This window comes from Xanthomonas fragariae, from assembly GCF_017603965.1.
GTDB lineage: Bacteria > Pseudomonadota > Gammaproteobacteria > Xanthomonadales > Xanthomonadaceae > Xanthomonas > Xanthomonas fragariae_A.
Genome location: NZ_CP071955.1, coordinates 2,881,793 through 2,901,266, shown reverse-complemented (window position 1 = coordinate 2,901,266; position 19,474 = coordinate 2,881,793). Strand labels below are relative to the sequence as shown.

The following is a 19,474-nucleotide window of genomic DNA, read 5'->3' as shown; positions in this document are numbered from 1 at the left end:
CGCCTGCTTTCGGCCCACTGTGACTTCAGTTGTTGTGGCAGCACACCGCTCGGCAATGCCAGCCGACGTCAGCGCTGGCGAGATTGCGGCAACTCCGTCATTGGCGCGGTCTCGGCAACTGGCAATGCAGGATGCGCCGGCACTTCGGCGGCGGCAGCCAATTCCGAAGGATGCGCTGGTGTGGTCAGCATGCGCGCCTTGCGCCAGCCGCCCCAACGGTAATAAGCCAGCGACAGCAGCATCGAACACATCGAGCTGATCGGAAGACTCCACCAGATGCCATCGGCTCCCAGATGTGGAATCAACGCGTTCGCCAGCGGCAGGCGCACGCCCCACAGACCGAACGCCAGGATCAAAAGGGGCGGGATCACTGCACCGGTGGCACGCACCACGCCGGAAATCACAAAGTTCACGCCAAACAGCAGGAACGACCAGATGCCGATGTGATTGAGATGCCGAGCGACCTCCAGCGTCGGGCTGCCAGTTGGCAGAAACAGCGCCAGCGTCCAGCGATCGAACAGGATCAACAGCACGATCAGCACGCCGGTCATCAAGAAGTTGGCAAAAATGCCGGTGCGCGCGGTCGCATCCACGCGATTCCACAATCCCGCGCCCACGTTCTGCGCCGCCATCGTCGAACAGGCCGCGCCCAGTGCCATGGCCGGCATCTGCACATAGGTCCATAGCTGCAATGCCGCACCGTAGGCGGCTGCGGTGTCGGTGCCGAAACCGTTGACCAGCGTCATCATTGCGATCATGGCGAGCGAAATCAGCACCATCTGCAGGCCCATCGGCACGCCCTTGACGATAAGCGCGCGCAGGATCGTCGGAGAGATGCGGAACAGTTGCAGCTCGCGGCGCCCCAGCCACAGTACGTGGCCTTGTTTGCGCAGATACAGCAACAAACCGCCGATTGCGACCGCCTGTGCCAGCAGCGTGGCCCAGGCTGCACCGGCGATACCAAGTGCAGGAAACGGGCCCAGCCCGAAGATCAGCAGCGGGTTGAAGACGATGTCGAGCACCACCGACACCAGCAGAAAGCGGAACGGCGTGCGTGCATCGCCTGTGCCGCGCAACGCTGCCGACAAAAAAGCGAACATATAGATCAGCGGCATCGCCAGGAAGATCACCCGCAGGTAATCCTCGGCCAGCGTTTGCGACGCCGGCGGTGTTCCCATCGCGGTCAATAGATGCGGCGCCAGAAACCAGCCGAGCACGGCGATCACCGCCGATAGCCCGCCGAAAAAACTGGCGCTGGTGCCCATGACCTTACGTGCTTGTGCGATGTCGCGCGCGCCCATCGCCTGGCCGATCAGGATAGTCGAGGCCATGCCGATGCCGAATACCGAACCGATCAGGAAGAACATGATGCTGTTGGCATTGGCCGCGGCGGTGAGCGCAGCCTCGCCGAGGTAGCGGCCTACCCAGATCGCATTGATCGAGCCGTTGAGCGATTGCGCGATATTGCCGGCCAAGATCGGTATTGCGAACAGCAGCAGATTCTTGCCGATCGGGCCTTCGGTCAGGATAGCGGATTTGGGCATCGCAGACAGGCCGTGGTGCGGAAGTTGCGAACACTAGCATTGGAGTGTGTGAGGTGTGCTGTCGCCTGGCGATTTTGACGATACGGGGCACTGCATGAGCTGTGCAGATCCACCTGTATCGGTCAGCCAGAGAGTGAAAGGCAGGCCGGGCCAGGTCGTTGGCGATGCTTGAGTTCCGGCGACGTTGCCCAGATATTTCTCGCTCAACGCAGCCCGTCGAGGCGCCGATGCAGCGGCGATGACGACACCGGTCTGCAGCCCATTGGACCCGACGGCAAGCACAGCGCGATGACTCAATCGATAGAACAAGCGACGACGGTCAGGCTGGACGTCTGGCTGTGGGCGGCGCGCTTCTTCAAGACGCGCAGTCTTGCCAAGACGGCAGTGGACAACGGCAAGGTGGATGTCGCCGGCCAGCGGCCCAAGCCGTCGCGCACCCTGCGTAGCGGCGAGCAATTGCGTATCGACCGTGGCGGTGAAATCTTCGAGATTACCGTCGCCGCGCTCAGCGACGTGCGCGGCCCGGCACCGGTTGCACAGACGCTGTACGTGGAGAGCGAAGCCTCGCGCGAGGCGCGTTCGCAATGGCGGCTGCAGCGCGTCGCCGAGCGTACTGGCTATCGCCCCCCGGAAGGTAAGCCGGACAAACGCGCGCGTCGCTTGATCGCCGCACTGGGCGATATCGACGCGTTTTGAAAAAGATGGGAACCGAGATGGATCATGTCCCGAGGTCAATAGTCAGGCTTAGAGCAGCTAACAAAACCTAGCGAACAGTCGTCAGGTGGGTGCGGACGACGCGGAGAAACCGGAGTGTACGCGTGGTATATGCCGATTCCGAGCACCGACCGCGCGCCTGGCGGTGCGCGCAGTCGTTTTGTTAGCCGATCTAAGTATGACTTGTTGTCGGCACCTCTATGAGAGGCACCAGCAACATCGGTTTGCTTTACGCCAGATCGAAACGATCCAGCTGCATCACCTTGGTCCAGGCCGTGACGAAATCGTGCACGAACTTTTCCTGTGCATCGGCGCTTGCATAGACTTCGGCAACCGCACGCAGGATGGAGTTGGAACCGAACACCAAATCCACGCGGGTGCCGGTCCATTTCTGCTCGCCGGTGCGGCGGTCGCGTCCTTCGTACAGCTCCTTGGTGTCGGACGTGGCTTTCCACTCGGTACGCATATCGAGCAGGTTGACGAAGAAGTCGTTGCTGAGCACGCCGGGCCGGGTGGTGAACACGCCGTGCTTGGACTCGCCGACGTTGGCGCCCAGCACGCGCAGGCCGCCGACCAGCACGGTCAACTCCGGTGCGGTCAGGGTGAGCAGCTGCGCCTTGTCGATCAACAGCGCCTCGGCAGGCACGGCGTAGCTGCGCTTGGCGAAGTTGCGGAAGCCATCGGCCACCGGCTCCAATACTGCGAACGATTCGACATCGGTCTGTTCCTGCGATGCGTCGGTGCGGCCCGGCGCGAACGGCACGGTGATGCTATGGCCAGCTGCATGTGCAGCGTGTTCGATGGCGGCATTACCGGCCAGCACGATCAGGTCGGCGAGCGAGATCTTCTTGCCGCCGGACTGCGCTGCATTGAACTCGGCCTGGAGGTGTTGCAGCGCGCTCAGCACCTTGGCGAGTTGCTCGGGCTGATTGGCTTGCCAATCCTTCTGCGGCACCAAGCGGATGCGTGCACCGTTGGCACCGCCGCGCTTGTCCGAGCCGCGGAAGGTCGAGGCCGATGCCCATGCGGTGGAGACCAGCTGCGCCACGCTCAGCCCGGAGCCCAGAATGGTCTGCTTGAGTCCGGCTGCGTCTTGCGCATCGACCAGGGCGTGGTCGACTGCCGGTACCGGGTCCTGCCACAGCAATTCTTCGCTCGGCACGTCCGCGCCGAGATAGCGTGCACGCGGGCCCATGTCGCGATGGGTGAGCTTGAACCAAGCGCGTGCGAATGCGTCGGCGAACTGGTCCGGATGCTCATGGAAGCGCCGCGAGATCGCTGCATAGGCTGGATCGAAACGTAGTGCCAGATCGGTGGTCAGCATCGTCGGTCGATGCTTTTTTGATGCATCGTGTGCATCGGGAATGATGGCGCCGGCCTCTTTGGCCACCCACTGGTGCGCACCGGCCGGGCTCTTGGTCAGCTCCCACTCGAACTTGAACAGATGATCGAAGAAGTCGTTGCTCCACTGCGTCGGTGTGGTTGTCCAGGTAACTTCCAGGCCACTGGTAATCGTGTCGGCGCCCTTGCCGCTACCGTAGCTGTTGTGCCAGCCCAAGCCCTGGCTTTCCAGGTCGCTGGCTTCCGGCTCGGCGGCCACGTGCTCGGCATCGGCTGCGCCGTGGGTCTTGCCGAAGGTGTGGCCGCCGGCGATCAGCGCCACGGTCTCTTCGTCGTTCATCGCCATACGCGCAAAAGTGTCGCGGATGTCGATCGCGGCCGCGATCGGGTCGGGCTTGCCGTCCGGGCCTTCCGGATTGACGTAGATCAGGCCCATCTGCACGGCAGCGAGCGGGTTTTCCAGATCGCGGGTGTGCTGCACCTGGCTGTCGTCGTCCTTTACCAGCACGCCGTGCGCTTCGTCCACGCCCGGCGAGCCTTGCGTGTAACGCTCGTCGCCGCCCAGCCACTTGGTTTCACGGCCCCAGTACACATCCTGATCCGGCTCCCAGGTGTCTTCGCGGCCGCCGGCGAAACCGAAGGTCTTCAAGCCCATGCTTTCCAGCGCGACGTTGCCGGTGAGGATCATCAGGTCGGCCCAGGAGATCGCTTGGCCGTACTTCTGCTTGATCGGCCAAAGCAGGCGACGTGCCTTGTCCAGGCTCACGTTGTCCGGCCAGCTGTTGAGCGGTGCGAAGCGCTGCTGCCCGCGACCGCTGCCGCCACGCCCATCGCCGATGCGATAAGTGCCGGCGCTATGCCAGGCCATGCGTACGAACAGCGGGCCGTAGTGGCCGAAGTCGGCTGGCCACCAGTCCTGCGAGTCGGTCATCAGCGCACGCAGCTCTTGCTTGAGCGCTTGCAGATCGATGCGCTTGAATGCCTCGGCGTAATTGAAGGTCTGGCCCAATGGGTTAGATTTGCTCGAATGTTGGCTGAGCAGATCCACGCGCAGTTGCTTGGGCCACCAATCGTTGTTGGTGGTTCCGGTACCGACGACGGCGTGATTGAACGGGCACTTTGCTTCGGTGGTCATGGCGGTTACCTGTGTGCGTGAGCACTTGGGGAGCTGCGTGCCAAATGTGCCGACACGTGCGGGTGGAATCGAAGTGGCGGGCAGTGCTTAAGAGCGGCTAACAAAACGACTGCGCTCACCGCCAGGCGGGCGCGGCCGGTGACCGGAATCGGCATGTACCACGCGTACACTCCGCTTCCTGCGCGCCGTCCGCGCCCACCTGACGACTGCTCGCTACGTTTTGTTAGCCGCTCTAAGTCTGGGTCATCGGGACGGGGCGCGATCGGTTCCAATGCCGAGTGGGTGTCATCGCCGCGTTTGGCGGTGTTGGCGCCTGCCCGGATGGTCCGGAATAGGTCGACGGGCTTTTGGCGGAGCCTGCAGGCGTGCGCATCAGGCGTACTCATCATGGCGGCTTTCTAACACGATAATCGGCATCGATCATTTAGGGAATTCGAATTCTCCAACCTTATCGATAGCGCGTTGCTATGGATACTACGCCTGTGCCGAACCGAACGTGCCATCGACGCATCGGTGCCGCCGGCCTGCTATTCGTGCGCCCATCAACAGCGGCAGCGTAGTGTGTACAGCCAATTGTGCCTGCTCGGGCGGAATGTCGAGCTAGTGGCGAGCTGCTGCAGCTGCGCGGCAAGTTGATCGATAACGAGGCCGATATGGTCATCGGTGTGGTCTCCGGTTGGACAAAACGTTCCGGCAGAGTGCGCCCGTCGGGCCATCAGAGCAATTCACACGGCAGGCACCGCTGCGCAGAGCGTGATACAGCGGCATTGGAGCAGTGTTCAAGCCAACCCATCCGAGCACAACGCTGCAATGGATTGGCCAACGTAAAGCGTGAAGCCATGCAGCTAAGCTTTCACGAATCACGAATCACGAATCACGAATCACGAATCACGAATCCGGCCATACCCGACGCGACGCCGTGACGATTCCCCACTCCCGATTCTCAAATTCCCACTCAAAGCAACGCCTTCAACCGATACAGCGCCTCCAGCGCCTGTTTGGGCGTGAGCTCGTCCGGGTCCAGCGCCTGCAACGCTTCTTGCGCAGCGGAAGATGGCGCGGTGAACAAGCCGAACTGCTGCGGCGCATCCAGTGCGGCGGGTGCCATTTGGGCGCTGTGACTTTCGCCACCGCGTTGTTCCAGCTCCGCCAGTCGGCGCCGTGCCTGCGTCACCGCCGCCTTGGGCAAGCCGGCCAGCGCAGCTACCTGTAGACCGAAGCTGCGATTGGCCGGGCCGTCCTTGACCGCATGCATGAACACCAGCCGTTCGCCGTGTTCGACTGCATCCAGATGCACATTGGCAATGCCGCTGGCGCCACCGGCGTGCGATTCGTCGGCCAGTGCAGTGAGCTCGAAGTAATGCGTGGCGAACAGCGTGTAACAGCGATTGGTATGCGCCAGATGGCGTGCAACCGCATCGGCCAGCGCTAGACCGTCGTAGGTCGAGGTGCCGCGGCCGATTTCGTCCATCAGCACCAGCGATTGCGGCGTGGCGTGATGCAGGATGTAGCTGGTTTCGGCCATTTCCACCATGAAGGTGGATTGCCCGCGCGCCAGATCGTCGCCGGCACCGATGCGGGTGAGGATGCGGTCGATCGGCCCGATCACCGCGCGGCTGGCCGGCACGTAACTGCCAACATGCGCCAGCAACACGATCAAGGCGTTCTGGCGCATGTAGGTCGATTTACCGCCCATGTTCGGGCCGGTGATGACCAGCATCCGGCGATCAGTGTGCAGATCCAGATCGTTGGGCTCGAACGGCTGATCGCGCACTGCTTCCACTACCGGGTGTCGGCCGCGTTCGATGCGCAGGCACGGCGTGCTCTCCAGTTCCGGTTGCGACCAATCCAGCGCCTGAGCGCGTTCGGCAAACCCGGCCAACACATCCAGTTCGCTCAATGCAGCGGCGCAGCGCTTGAGGCCTTCCAGTTCGCCGCCGAGTGCGTCGAGCAGGCCTTCGTACAGCAGTTTTTCGCGCGACAACGAACGCTCGCGTGCCGACAGCACCTTGTCCTCGAAGCTCTTGAGTTCTTCGGTGATGTAGCGCTCGGCGTTGGTCAGCGTCTGCCGGCGGCTGTAGTGCAGCGGGGCTTTTTCCGCCTGGCCCTTGCTGATCTCGATGTAATAGCCGTGCACGCGGTTGTAGCCGACCTTGAGCGTGGCGATGCCGCTACTGGCGCGTTCGCGTTGTTCCAGATCGATCAGAAACTGGTCCGCGTTGGTGGACAGCCGCCGCAGCTCATCCAGATCGGCGTCGTAACCGGTGGCGATGACGCCGCCGTCGCTGAGCTTGAGCGGCGGTGTGTCGGCCACCGCGTCGATCAGCAAATGCGCGGTGGCATCGTGCTCGCCAAGCTCGGCATGGAGGGTCTGCAATCGCGGCGAATCCAGCGGTGCCAGGATCGCACGCACTTTCGGCAACAGCGCTAGGCCGTCGCGCAAGGTGGAAAAATCGCGTGGCCGCGCCGAGCGCAGCGCCACGCGGGTGAGGATGCGTTCCAGATCGCCGAGCGCGCGGAAGGCCTCGCGCACATCGGCATCGGCCCCCGCGTCGATCAAGGTGCCGACCGCATGATGACGCTGCACCAGCACATCGCGCAGGCGCAGCGGACGGTGCAACCAGCGTCGCAGCAGACGCCCGCCCATCGGCGTGACCGTGCTGTCCAATACGCCGAGCAAAGTGTTGCGGGTATCGCCATCGACGCGGGTGTCCAACTCCAAATGGCGGCGTGTGGCCGCATTCATCGAGATCGCCTCGCTGGCCACTTCCATCGCGATCGCGGTCAGATGCGGCAGGCGTTGTTTCTGAGTTTCTTCGACATAGCCAAGCAGCGCGCCGGCCGCCGCCGTGGCCCCCGGCTTGTCGTCGATGCCGAAGCCGGACAGGTCGTGCAGTTTAAAAAACGCCAACAGCTGACGACGACCGCTATCGGCGTCGAACAACCACGGTGGCCGACGCCGCACGCCGCTACGTCCGCGCAGGAATTGCGGCCAGTTGTCTTCGTCGGGCACCAGCAGCTCTGCCGGTTCCAGGCGCGCGATTTCCGCCTCCAGCGCTTCCACGCTATCCACTTCATTGACCAGGAAGCGCCCGCCGGCCAGATCCGCCCACGCCAGGCCGTAGCCTTGCTTGCTGCGCGAGATCGCCATTAACAGCGTGTCGCGGCGCTCATCCAGCAGCGCTTCATCGGTGACTGTGCCCGGCGTGACAATGCGCACCACCTTGCGTTCGACCAGGCCCTTGGCCAGCGCCGGATCGCCGATCTGCTCGCAGATCGCTACCGACTCGCCTAACGCCACCAAGCGCGCCAAGTAGCCTTCATACGCATGCACCGGCACGCCCGCCATCGGGATCGGCGCGCCACCGGAACTGCCGCGCTGGGTCAGGGTGATGTCGAGCAGCCGCGCAGCCTTGCGCGCGTCGTCGTAGAACAACTCGTAGAAATCGCCCATGCGGAAGAACAGCAGCAGGTCGGGGTAGTCCGACTTTGCCGCAAAAAATTGCTTCATGGCAGGCGTATGTTCTTGAGGGGCCTTGCCAGGCTTGGAAATATCTGAGGAAACAGTCACTTATGAATTTGCTCTGTAACGGAACTGACGGTCAAAAGAAGGGTGTGGCGGGGAGTAACGGTTTTTTTCGTTGCGACCGTGTTGCGACGATTCAAAAGGAGCCGCGATTTGGCATGTTGCGACGAATTCGCATGGTAAGAAAAGCGTGTGTTGTTGCGACGTGGGTTGCAACCAACAACACTCACACGACAGCAATGGAGGATGCATGAGCAAGACGTCGGGGCTGCCAGACCTGCCAAAGAGGCGTGGGTCGCTCAAGTTTAAGCCGACCTACGCCCAAGTCCTGAGCCTGTCGGTGGATCGGATCCCCGTGATGGACAACGCGGGCAAGGTCAAGTTGGTGGAGAGGTCTCCTGAAGAAGGTGAAGCAGGTCAGTGTCGAGGCAGTCCGTAGCAGCCTAGCTCGTCTGGAGCGACCCGAGGTGGGCTTGGCCGATCTGAAGATTCGGGACACGCGGACCGAGGACGTTGTGCGGGGATACGACGCGTTGCGCAAGAGCGCCATGCTTGGCTCCAACCGCATCCCGACTTCCATAGCGCCATGCCTTGGCGTCCCACGACGACTGGGCCCAACTTTCCACAGCTCAGCTTGGAGAACTGGGCATCGCTGGGAAATACATTCAACGGGTGAGGGCCGCGGTACTTGCCGCTGCAGAGCACACCTTCACCGATGCAAAGCGCTCTGTGGACATGTTCAACGAAGTGGAACAAGAACAGGCACACCAGGCTCGGCGGGAGCCCAAAACGATCTACAACCCGTTCCAAGCCATCTACAGCAAGGATCTGCTTCGCGGGGCTCAGGACCTGCGTAACCACTACAGTCGGGCTGAGGTGCGCAATCCCTTGGGCGATGACACGCCGCCGAAGGTGTTGAGGGTTATCCTGGCTCGCCGGGATGAGCAGGGCGGTTTGAACGCCGCCGGTGCCGATTACCTGCTGCTGACCCTGTTGTGGGGCACCAGACCAAGCGAAGCAGCCGCGTTGCGATGGTTTGACCGTTGTACGCCAGGCTAGCTGAGTCAGCGCGAGGTGTCGTGGGTGTCGTTGACCCCAGGGGGAGAGGTCAATCCTTATCACCCGTCGTGAGGGGGCGCAGGTCTACCTGTTCGACATCAAGAACGGAGATGAGCGCTATTTGCCCGGTGACGTATTTTGCCGAGCAGGTGCTTCAACGGCGTCTGGATGAGTGCTTGGACGATACCGAGGCAAAGAAAGACGTGGCGACCACGGAAGGTTTGCTTCGATCCGCCAAAGCCAAGCGCGCTAGCCGGGAGCTAATCAAAGGATTGAAGGAGTTTTGCGGCAAGGCCATGGTCGCCTGGGCGCATGCCCGTGGTGTGCAGTTCCGGCTTATCCAACCCGGCAAGCCGAACCAGAACGCCTACGTCGAATCCTTCAACGGCCGGTTGCGCGACGAATGACTCAACGAACACTGGTTCCCGACGTTGCTGCATGCACGCACCGAGATCGAGCGCTGGCGACGCGAATACAACTAGGACCGACCCAAGAAAGCAATCGGCGGCATGACACCGGCTGCGTATGCCCAATATCTGGCCAACACCGATATCATCAACCCCGGACTCTAAACCCTGCCGCCACTCAGGGCGGGAGGGACGTCGGACACATAGCACGAGGCCATCCAGTGCTTGGCGTGCTCATACGCTGCGTTTCGATCAGGAAAGGCGGAACTGGAGACTGGGTAGCGGCGAAGCGTGATGCCGCCTGATCAAACGCGCCAGCCTACAGCCCCCAGCCGAGCAGCTCAGTGAATCAATGGATGGAGTGGAGTGTCTGGCCATGCCGGGCACTCGTGCAACGGGGTGATGCTTGGCTCCGAGATGGTTTGACGAGCTAATCAAGCGCTTGATCGGTATTGCGACCTCACATACCGTGAGGCTTATATTTTTTGCGGATAGGTAGCCCATGCTCCTGCCTGATCGAGTTTTCGCTCGGTTGCTTGGTCTTCCGATATTCGTACTTTCCGACGCCGACGGCCCTGAGTTCCTCTTTTCCTGCTTCGGATTTTTCGTTGTAGCGATTTCCACCGTTATGGGCTTTCGATGTGCCCGCCAATAGATGCTGAGCATGGATAAGCTCGTGTGCAAGAACCACAAACGAGTCCTCGGAATTAGAGCCAAGACGAACAGGGGAGCCGTTGGCGTTCAGTTCGATATGACTCTGCGGGCTCCATTCTATGATGGCATTGCATCCACTTCCTTTTCTTGCTAGTTCCATGGCGAGCGTTTTGTTATCGGCGAAAGTCCTCGGCTTATATTCTTCAACCTCCCTCGCACTGAGGACGGCTCTGGTGTTGGGCTGCTCTTCAGCACCTATCTGCGCTATGGTCACTTTTCGATTCTTGCGAGCGCTGATACTGCTTAGACCTTGAAGAAGGTCATTGCCGGAGCTGCCGGCTGCGATCTTCTCAAGGGCTGACTCAACTTGATTCTTGTATGGCTCTTCTTGAGCGCTTGTCTGGGTGGAAATATAGATTCCTGGAAATTTTGTTTGATTGATTGGCATGTCGAGTATAGGTCGTCGAAGTGTCTGTAGTGTTGCCACTCGAATGGTAATGATGAGGGGCCAGGCATCTTGCCGCTATGTGAAATCCTGTCATCAATGGCGAATGGATGACCCATTTCGGAGTCCGTGAATTGATTCGCGGCGGTCTGCAGGCCCGCAAGCCTTGTGGGGCTGCATGGTGTTTTTTCACCAACGTTAGGCCTCTTAAAGAGACCTTGGCTTCGCTGGGGTTGTCTTCCTCGACACCCGGCATCACATCCTGGCGACCGAACATCTCTTCTTCGGCACGGTCGACGGTTGCGAGATTCATTCCCGAGTGGTCGCACAGCGCGCTCTTCAGCTCAACGCGGTGGCCGTCATCCTCTTCCACAATACGCCTGCAGGAAGCCTTTGGCCTTCTGGACATCCGGGTCCTCGACCACTTGGTGATCGTTGGCCAGAAGAACGTCAGCCTAGTCCTACTGTGTCATAAATAGGTTATCCTGCAAGCAGTCTCTCCCACGGCGGGATCGTGATGGCCGCAGTCAGCAACAAAGCGCGTTTCTCCGCTTATCTCGATGAACTCTCCGCTGCGCTCGGTCATGCTGACCGCACTGCGGGCCTGCGAGGCGATTGCAGTGCGTTGATGCTGCCTTTGGAGCGCAAGAGTGTTGAGCCCCTGGCTGCTCATCTGGATCCGCTTCGAACCAGGGCTCGCCATCAAGCCTTGCACCACTTCGTGGCCAAATCAGAGTGGTCCGATGCGGCCATGTTGGAGCGGGTTCGTCAGTACGTTTCGTCGCTGCTGGATTTGAAAGACGAGGTGTACTGGATCGTGGGCGACACGGGTTTTCGCAAGAAGGGCAGGTATTCGGTCGGTGTGGCCCGACAGGACTGCGGCGAGATCGGCAAGCAGGACAATTGCCAGGTGGCCGTGAGCGTATCGTTGGCGACGCCGGCAGCGAGCATTCCGATCGCTTTCAGGCTGTATCTGCCTGAAGACTGGGCCAGCGATGCAGCACGCCGGGGAAAAGCGGGAATTCCCCACGAGATTGAGTTCGCGACCAAACCGCAGATCGCACTGGCGCAGATGAAAGCAGCCCATGCCACGGGAGTGGCGCGCGGCACGGTGTTGGCCGATGCAGCCTATGGCAGCAATACGGCCTGGCGTGACGCGCTGGCTTGCCTGGAACTGAACTATGCGGTGGGAATCGTGTCGAGCGTGAAAGTCTGGCCGCCCGGACAAAGGCCCGAATCGCCGGCGGCGTGGAAAGGCCAAGGCCGACCTCCGGTTCGCCATCGTCGTACAGCCGACCATCAGCCACAGTCGGTGCAAGCGCTGGCGCTGTCGTTACCCTCCCGCGCCTTCAGGACAGTCGCGTGGCGGGAAGGCGGCAACGCACCGTTGTCGGGACGTTTCGCCGCCGTACGCGTACGTGCAGCACAAGGTGATCGCTTGCGTCAGGAGGAATGGCTGTTGATCGAATGGCCCAAAGGCCAAGACAGGCCGACCCGATACTTTCTGTCCAACCTGCCGGTAAACACGCCGCGCAAGGATCTGGTAAGGACGGTCAAGGCGCGCTGGCGGAAGGCAATCGCGCGCCCAGCGCCACGCGAGCGACTCGATCGCGACGCTGCGCTGGACAATCGCCATGGACATCGCAGCGGCACTACTTGACGGGATGCCTCCGCATCTGCGGATTTAATGACACAGTAGGATTAGCACAGGTGCGAGTTATATGTACAACAACGATGACATCGCCGCGCTACGTGCAGCGCTACAAGAATCGATTCAGGCCAATCACCAATCCGCCAAGGCGATGCTTACCTTGCGAACTGAAATGGTGCAGCGCGAACAGGACATAGGCTTGGCGTTCAATCAAGAGCTGCAATCTCTGCGCAATGAAGTTTCGATGTCACGTCGCGAGATTGCCACCATCGTCGGTGGCGCCAAGACCCAACTCGCCGAAGACGGCAAGCAAGCGCTGGCGCCGGTGGCAGCCCAATTCGACCGCGATGTCACGACTACGACTGCGCGGTTGAAAGGAGCCAGCAAGACCGTGTGGACGTGGTTCGCCGCCGGCGGAGCCATCTTGCTGCTGGTTCTTCTCGTCGGCTGGGCCGTTTTGGGCTACTACCGTCGTGAACTCGCCGCCACGAAGGACGAACTCCAGCGCTATGAAAACGCGGTGCCTGTCGTGCAGGCGTTTTACGCTTCCGACGCCATCGTGTGCGCCGACCGGATTTGCGTCAACGTTGACCCCACTGGCCTGCGGCAAGGAGATAAACGTCAATACCGGCAGGCAAAACCACGCGAGCAATGATAGAACTCATCGATCAGAGGGAACAGCGTGCAGCACGATCATGTCCAACCAATCAACCGGGCAGATCAATCACTTGCGACATGATCGTCTGGAAGAAAGTGCGCGCATGGCGCACTCTTCAAGGTGCCTAAGCCAGAGAAGGTTGACGACCATGCGCGCCAGCGAAGTATTGCAGAAGTGCCTGCCCAACTCACTGTCCGGGATGCATGCGTTGCGCGAACGCGCGTTGCTGCATGCGGTTGAGGCGTTGTTGCACGGACGTGCGCGGCGCGCAACCGGTAATCGTCATCGACTTGAGCGATTTGAAGCCAGACAAATCGTGGTGTCTGCTGCGCGCAGCGGTGCCGGTGGGCGGCCGCACGCTCACCTTGCTGGACATGGTGGTGCCAGGAAAGCAGCAGGGATCGCCTGGTGCAGAAAAACGCTTCTTGCAATAACTGAGGGCACTGGTTCCGGACGATGTTCGCCCGATCCTGGTCACTGACGCCGGCTTCCGGACACCGTGGTTCCGCGCCGTATCGGCCATGGGCTGGTGTTGGGTTGGGCGACTGCGCGGGCGCCCGCAAGTCAAGCCGCAGAACGTGCCGGATGAGGCAGAGCAATGGAGCGACAGCCGGAAACGGCACGTTTTGGCGTCCAATCGTGCATGCGAGTTACCGCTAAGGTCTTGCAACTCCTAGAAGATCGGCGCGAAGGAGGGAAAGGCGAATCTGGACACCATGCCAGTCCCCGAATGCACCTGCGTCGTGGACACCTGCGACGGCTCGAAAGCAAAACTGTCTGGGTGCGTGCAACGATGGTGAATGCCGCCTCTAGCGCCGTGCCGCTGTCACCGACGCCACTTGGCGCTTGAAGGGGATTTTTCAGAGGCGACTAGTGATCGACCTGTTTTCCAGGCAGGTCGTTGGCTGGGCGATGCGCGATCGGGCCGATACCAAGTTGGTCGTGCAGGCGCTGTTGTCGGCGGTGTGGCGGCGCAAACCTGGATCGGGCTGCCTGGTTCACTCGGACCAAGGGTCGGTCTATACCAGCGATGACTGGCAGAGTTTCCTGGCGTCCCATGGCTTGGTGTGCAGCATGAGTCGAGGTAGCAACTGCCACTACAACGCACCGGTGGAGAGCTTCTTGGGTCTGTTCAAACGCGAGCGGATCAGGCGGCGAGTCTATCCCACCAAAGACGCCGCACGCGCCGACACGTTCGACTATGTAGAGTTTGAACGGCGCTACGCGCAACGAGGGTCCTGAGTGTCTACGAAACTTTGGGCGTATCAGTGGTCTGCAAGAACGTTGTCCGGAATCTGGCGGTCGATAGGCGCGGGTGGCGTGGCGGCGTCTTTGCTGCGCGGATGTGACTGCGCTGCGCGAAAGGGGCCGATGCGCGGTCGCGACGAACAGACCAGTTGGAATGGAACGAAAGAGGCGGTGGCTGGAGCAGGTCCGGCCGCGTCCGGCGGGCAAGTTTAAGCCGATAGACCGAGAAATCCTTGGGTCGTCGTTTGAGCATTGTCCAGGGTGCGCGGCGCTGGCGCTTCGGGGGACGCAGGAAGGGGGGCGGTGAGGTGGGCTGCCGCTGTGCGGCTGGAAAGTGCGAGCAACCCTGGCTTGGGGCAGATTCCGCGGCAGCAGCGAGCGCAGGCAGGTGATATCTCACCTACTTGCGTGAAGTTGAAGCATGTAGTCGAGCTTGTTTTCACAACTGCAACGCAACGCGGTGCTTCAGCCAGGCGCCAACGCCGCCAACAATCCGCGCGCGGCATTGAAACGGTCGGCGCCTTCCGGCAACGGCAGTTTGATGCGCAATTTGTCCGGACCATCCATCGTGTAGATCTTCGGCTGTTTCTGGATCATCTGGATGATGGTCATCGGATCGATCGACGGCTTGGCTTCGAATACCAGACGCCCACCGTTTTCGCCCAGATCCAGCTTGCGCACGCCCAATGCGTTGGCCTGCAGCTTGAGCTCGGCAATCGCAAACAGATGCTTGACCGGGTCCGGCAGCAAACCAAAGCGGTCGATCATTTCCACCTGCAATTCGCGCAAGCCATCGGTATCGCGTGCGCTGGAGATACGCTTGTACAGCGTCAGGCGCGTATGCACGTCGGGCAGATAATCTTCGGGTATCAGCGAGGCCACATGCAGCTCGACCTCCGCGCCGCGCACTTCATCGCCGGCATCCAGATCGGGCAGCTTGCCCTGGCGGATGCTGCGTACTGCGCGTTCCAGTAGTTCGGTGTAGAGGCTGAAACCGACTTCGGCCATCTGCCCGCTCTGGTCTTCGCCCAGCAGCTCGCCGGCACCGCGGATTTCCAGATCGTGCGTGGCCAACGTGAAGCCGGCGCCGAGCTCGTCCATCGACGCGATCGCTTCCAGACGCTTGGCCGCATCGGAGGTCATCGAGCGACGATCCGGCACCACCAGATACGCGTAGGCGCGGTGATGCGAACGGCCGACGCGCCCACGCAGCTGATGCAGCTGGGCCAGACCGAAGCGGTCGGCGCGGTTGATGATGATGGTGTTGGCGTTGGGGATGTCGATGCCCGATTCGATGATCGTGGTCGACAGCAGCACGTTGAAGCGCTGCTTCTGGAAGTCCAGCATCACCCGTTCGAGCTCGCGCTCGGGCATCTGCCCATGCGCGATGCCGATACGTGCTTCCGGCACCAGCGCGGACAGATCGCGCTGCATGCGCACGATGCTCTCCACATCGTTATGCAGGAAATACAGTTGGCCACCTCGGCTGAGCTCGCGCTGGAAGGCCTCGCGCAGCAGCGTATCGTCCCACGCAGTGATAAACGTCTGCACGGCAAGCCGGTTCGGCGGCGGGGTGGCAATGATCGACAGATCGCGCAGCCCGGCCATGGCCATATTGAGCGTGCGGGGAATCGGCGTGGCAGTGAGCGTGAGCAGATGCACGTTGGCACGCATTGCTTTGAGCGCTTCTTTTTGCCGCACGCCGAAGCGCTGTTCTTCGTCGACGACGACCAGACCCAGATCCTTAAACTTCACATCCGGCTGCAGCAGCCGATGCGTGCCGATGATCACGTCGATATCGCCGCTGGCGACCTTTTCCAATTCGGCCTTGATTTCCTTGGTGCTTTTGAAGCGCGACAGCACTTCCACCTTCATCGGGTAATCGGCGAAGCGGTCGCGGAAATTGCGGTAATGCTGCTCGGCCAGCAGTGTGGTCGGTACCAGTACCGCGACCTGCTTGCCGGCACTGGCGGCCGCGAATGCCGCACGCACCGCAACCTCGGTCTTGCCGAAGCCGACGTCACCGCACACCACACGGTCCATCGGCTGGCTGCTGCCCAGATCGCGCAATGTCGCATCGATGGCGGCCAACTGATCGGTGGTCTCTTCGAACGGGAAACCGGCCGCGAACGGCTCGTACATTGCCCGGTCCACCTGCAGCGCCAAACCTGCACGCGCACATCGGCGTGCCTGGATTTCCAACAATTCGGCCGCGACGTCGCGGACTTTTTCGGCCGCCTTGCGCTTGGCCTTGGTCCACTGCTCGCCACCGAGCGAATGCAGCGGCGCGGTGGCGGCCGAGGCGCCGGAGTAGCGGCTGATCAGATGCAGCTGCGCCACCGGTACATACAGCCGGTCGCCCTTGGCGTATTCGATTTCGAGGAACTCGCCGGGCATGCCGCCGGCATCTAGCACGATCAGCCCGCGGTAGCGGCCCACGCCGTGGTCTTCGTGCACGATCGGCGCGCCTTCGGACAGCTCGCCCAGATCGCGGATGATCGCTTCCGGCTCGCGCCCAACCCGGCGGGTGCGGCGCGGCTGATTGGCCCGCTCAGGAAACAGCTGGCGCTCGGTCAATACCGCAATCTGCGGATTATCCAGGGCGAACCCGTCTTCCAACGGTGCCACCGTGATGCCGAAACGCAGCTTGCCCGCAGCAAGGAAGGCCGGCACATCGGCGACCACTTCAGGCTTCAGTTGCGCGGCGGCCAACACTTCCATCAAGGCTTCGCGGCGGCCGGCCGAATCGGCAGCCACCAGCACGCGGCCCGGGTAATTGCGCAGGAACGATGCCAGCGCCTGTCCGGCGGGTGCGTCTTTTGCGGCGACCGGCAGCGGCGGCAACGGTTGGTCGCCGAGTGCGGCGGCTTGGTCGATGCGTGCATGATCGCTTGCCCACACTTCGATGCGCACCAGCTTGTTGAGCCGCTCACGCAGTGCATCGGGCGATTGATACAACTCGTCCGGCGGCAGCAGCGGGCGTTCCACATCGTGGCGGCGCTGCTCGTAGCGATGCTGTGCCTGGGTCCAGAACGCATCGGCCGCATTGGACACACCGGTGGCGATCAACGGCAACACGCGCTTGTCCAGATAATCGAACAAGGTGGCGGTCTTGGCGAAGAACATCGGCAGGTAGTACTCGATGCCCGACGGTGCGATGCCGGATTTCAGATCCTGATACAGCGCGCTGCGCCGGGTATCCACATCGAAGCGTTCGCGCAGACAAGCTAGTACGCGTTCCACGCTGACATCGTCCATCGGCACTTCGCGGCCGGGCAACATCTTGACTGCGTCGACCTTGTCGAGCGAACGCTGCGATTCCGGGTCGAACGCGCGGATCGAGTCGATATCATCGTCCAGCAACTCGATGCGCAGCGGCGTGTCCGCACCCATCGGGAACACGTCCAGCAAACCGCCGCGTACCGCGAAATCGCCCGGGTCCATGACCTGCGGCACGTTGCGGTAGCCGGCGCTTTCCAGACGGCGTTTTTCTGCGTCCAGATCCAGTCGCTGGCCGACCTTGAGATCGAAGCTGCCACCGACGATGTAGCTCAACGGTGCCAGCTGCTGCATCAACGTCTGCACCGGCACGATCACCACGCCGCGGCTCAGCGAGGGCAGGCGATGCAGGGCGGCCAAGCGCTGGCTGATGATTTCCGGATGCGGGCTGAACTGGTCGTAGGGCAGGGTTTCCCAATCGGGAAACGGCACCACCGGCAGCGCGGACTGTCCGCTGAGCAGGGCATGCAGATCTACTTCGATCTGATGCGCGCTATGGTTGTCGCGTGCGATCACCAGCAGCGGGCCGGCGTGCGCCTCGGCTGTCCGCGCAATCGACCAGGCCAGCGCTGTCGGAGAGGACGGAGCGCGCCAGTAGACGCGGAGCTGGCCGGACTTGGGCAGCGGCGGAGAGGGGAAGGTAGGCGACGGCATCAGCCGGCAATTTTATCAGAGCGCCCGCCGCGGCCGGTCCATCTAGTATGAACGGCGGCGTGGTGGGTCACATGCGCGGCAGGGCGTCTGCACGGTCCAGGGTGCCTTGGGCCTTCCTTTCCCGCAGAAGAAGGCGCCATGTCACCAACCGCCCTGTGGCAACCTGGTGCCATGAAGCGGGGGGCGTAAGCACCTGACAGGGCGCATCGCGCTGGGCGATCTGGACCACGCAGCATGGCAATGCTGCGCAATCGACCACGCGGCGGTCATGCATTAACGTCGAGTCCCAAGTCCCAGCCACTCAAGCATCCAGCTCCAGCACCATCCGCACCAACTCCGGCGAATCCGGATGGGGCTGCGGCTTGAAGCCCAGCGACTCTGCCAGCTGCAGCATCGGCACATTGCTTTGCAGCACATCGCCGAATAGGCAGTCCAGGTATTTGCGTCGCGCCCACTTCACCAACTTGCGCATCAATTGCCTGCCCAGGCCTTGGCCGGCGACGAAGCTGCTGACCAGAATGGTGTACTCGGCCTGGCGCGTGCCCGGCACCAGCGCGGCACGCGCCACTGCGCCCACCAGGGCTTCGCCCGGTGGCAACTGCTCGGCGGCGACCAGCACGATCTCGTTTTTGGGGTTGGGATGCGTCAGACGCTGCACCATCTCCGGGGTGATTTCGGTGGAGGAACGCACGAAGCGCGCGCGGATTTCCTCCGGTCCCAACAGGCTGAAAGCGGCCTGCAGCGGCGGCCCGTCCTCGGGACGGATCGGGCGGAGCAGAAGAGTGCGGCCATTGGGCAGGCTGAAGTTTTCATGCCAGGGAGGCATGCGATTGCGAATGGCCATGACCGATGTTCCTTGAAGGTCGGCAGATTCTGGCACCAGCCCGGGGCACAACCGTGAATGAATCCAGTGCGCCGTTGGGGGCGGTTTGGACGGTGGCAGTGCTACCCACTTCACTGTAACGAACGATGCCGTGAGCCGTTCGTGAGCGCGGGGACGCTTGGAGCGGCCCGTCGCTGAGCGAACCGCACTGGTTTGGTGAGCGTTGGCGGCGCGGCCAACCCGTCGTAGGTAAGGGAAACAAACGATCCCGCTTATCGAGCGCGTAGGCTCGTCGGAATTGGCTGAGTGTCAGTTGCTAGTAAGGCGCCACCGCCG

The 19,474-nt window shown here is 61.8% G+C and carries 9 protein-coding genes, 2 other RNA genes and 5 pseudogenes; 9 read left to right on the top strand and 7 right to left on the bottom strand.

Annotation, left to right across the window (positions count from 1 at the left end; all coding sequences use genetic code 11):
• Window positions 1-68 precede the first annotated feature (68 nt).
• Window positions 69-1,544, bottom strand: a complete 1,476-nt coding sequence (locus J5I97_RS13725; protein WP_208587102.1) for an MATE family efflux transporter — start codon at window positions 1,542-1,544, stop codon at window positions 69-71.
• Window positions 1,545-1,832: 288 nt separating this feature from the next.
• Here J5I97_RS13725 and J5I97_RS13720 point away from each other — a divergent pair, with 288 nt between their 5' ends.
• A complete protein-coding gene (locus J5I97_RS13720) occupies window positions 1,833-2,240 on the top strand; it encodes an RNA-binding S4 domain-containing protein (protein WP_208587100.1) in 408 nt (135 codons plus the stop codon).
• Between the two features lie 55 nt (window positions 2,241-2,295).
• On the opposite strand, the gene J5I97_RS13715 is transcribed toward J5I97_RS13720, so the two are convergent.
• Both J5I97_RS13715 and katG read right to left on the bottom strand, forming a co-directional pair.
• Window positions 2,296-2,371: non-coding RNA, sX9 sRNA (locus J5I97_RS13715), on the bottom strand.
• A gap of 116 nt (window positions 2,372-2,487) precedes the next feature.
• A complete protein-coding gene (gene katG / locus J5I97_RS13710; protein WP_208587098.1) occupies window positions 2,488-4,734 on the bottom strand; it encodes a catalase/peroxidase HPI in 2,247 nt (748 codons plus the stop codon).
• A gap of 153 nt (window positions 4,735-4,887) precedes the next feature.
• Between katG and J5I97_RS13705 the strand changes: the two genes are divergently transcribed.
• Window positions 4,888-4,963: non-coding RNA, sX9 sRNA (locus J5I97_RS13705), on the top strand.
• 726 nt (window positions 4,964-5,689) lie between these two features.
• Here J5I97_RS13705 and mutS read toward each other — a convergent pair.
• Entirely contained in the window at window positions 5,690-8,245 is a 2,556-nt protein-coding gene (gene mutS, locus J5I97_RS13700; protein WP_238135532.1) for a DNA mismatch repair protein MutS, read from the bottom strand.
• A gap of 606 nt (window positions 8,246-8,851) precedes the next feature.
• Here mutS and J5I97_RS20060 point away from each other — a divergent pair.
• Window positions 8,852-9,319 (top strand): hypothetical protein, encoded by a 468-nt coding sequence (locus tag J5I97_RS20060; RefSeq protein ID WP_238135531.1) that lies wholly within the window; start codon window positions 8,852-8,854, stop codon window positions 9,317-9,319.
• Between the two features lie 275 nt (window positions 9,320-9,594).
• Window positions 9,595-9,891, top strand: a pseudogene (locus tag J5I97_RS13690) (integrase core domain-containing protein); the annotation flags it as partial.
• A gap of 295 nt (window positions 9,892-10,186) precedes the next feature.
• Here J5I97_RS13690 and xopG read toward each other — a convergent pair.
• Window positions 10,187-10,828 (bottom strand): XopG/HopH/AvrPtoH family type III secretion system effector, encoded by a 642-nt coding sequence (gene xopG / locus J5I97_RS13685; protein WP_208587094.1) that lies wholly within the window; start codon window positions 10,826-10,828, stop codon window positions 10,187-10,189.
• A 226-nt stretch (window positions 10,829-11,054) separates the two neighbouring features.
• Between xopG and J5I97_RS13680 the strand changes: the two are divergent.
• From J5I97_RS13680 to J5I97_RS13660, 5 genes and pseudogenes are all read left to right on the top strand, one after another.
• Window positions 11,055-11,304: pseudogene (locus J5I97_RS13680) on the top strand (JAB domain-containing protein); the annotation flags it as partial.
• A 38-nt stretch (window positions 11,305-11,342) separates the two neighbouring features.
• A pseudogene (locus tag J5I97_RS13675) lies at window positions 11,343-12,395 on the top strand (IS701 family transposase); the annotation flags it as partial.
• 253 nt (window positions 12,396-12,648) lie between these two features.
• Window positions 12,649-13,131, top strand: a complete 483-nt coding sequence (locus tag J5I97_RS20055) for a hypothetical protein (RefSeq protein WP_238135530.1) — start codon at window positions 12,649-12,651, stop codon at window positions 13,129-13,131.
• A 151-nt stretch (window positions 13,132-13,282) separates the two neighbouring features.
• Window positions 13,283-13,805 (top strand): annotated as a pseudogene (locus J5I97_RS13665) (transposase); the annotation flags it as partial.
• 199 nt (window positions 13,806-14,004) lie between these two features.
• A pseudogene (locus tag J5I97_RS13660) lies at window positions 14,005-14,376 on the top strand (DDE-type integrase/transposase/recombinase); the annotation flags it as partial.
• A gap of 471 nt (window positions 14,377-14,847) precedes the next feature.
• Here J5I97_RS13660 and mfd read toward each other — a convergent pair.
• Window positions 14,848-18,315, bottom strand: a complete 3,468-nt coding sequence (gene mfd, locus J5I97_RS13655; protein ID WP_208587091.1) for a transcription-repair coupling factor — start codon at window positions 18,313-18,315, stop codon at window positions 14,848-14,850.
• A 301-nt stretch (window positions 18,316-18,616) separates the two neighbouring features.
• Window positions 18,617-19,159, bottom strand: coding sequence for a GNAT family N-acetyltransferase (locus tag J5I97_RS13650; RefSeq protein ID WP_002802761.1), 543 nt, complete (start codon window positions 19,157-19,159; stop codon window positions 18,617-18,619).
• Window positions 19,160-19,474 lie beyond the last annotated feature (315 nt).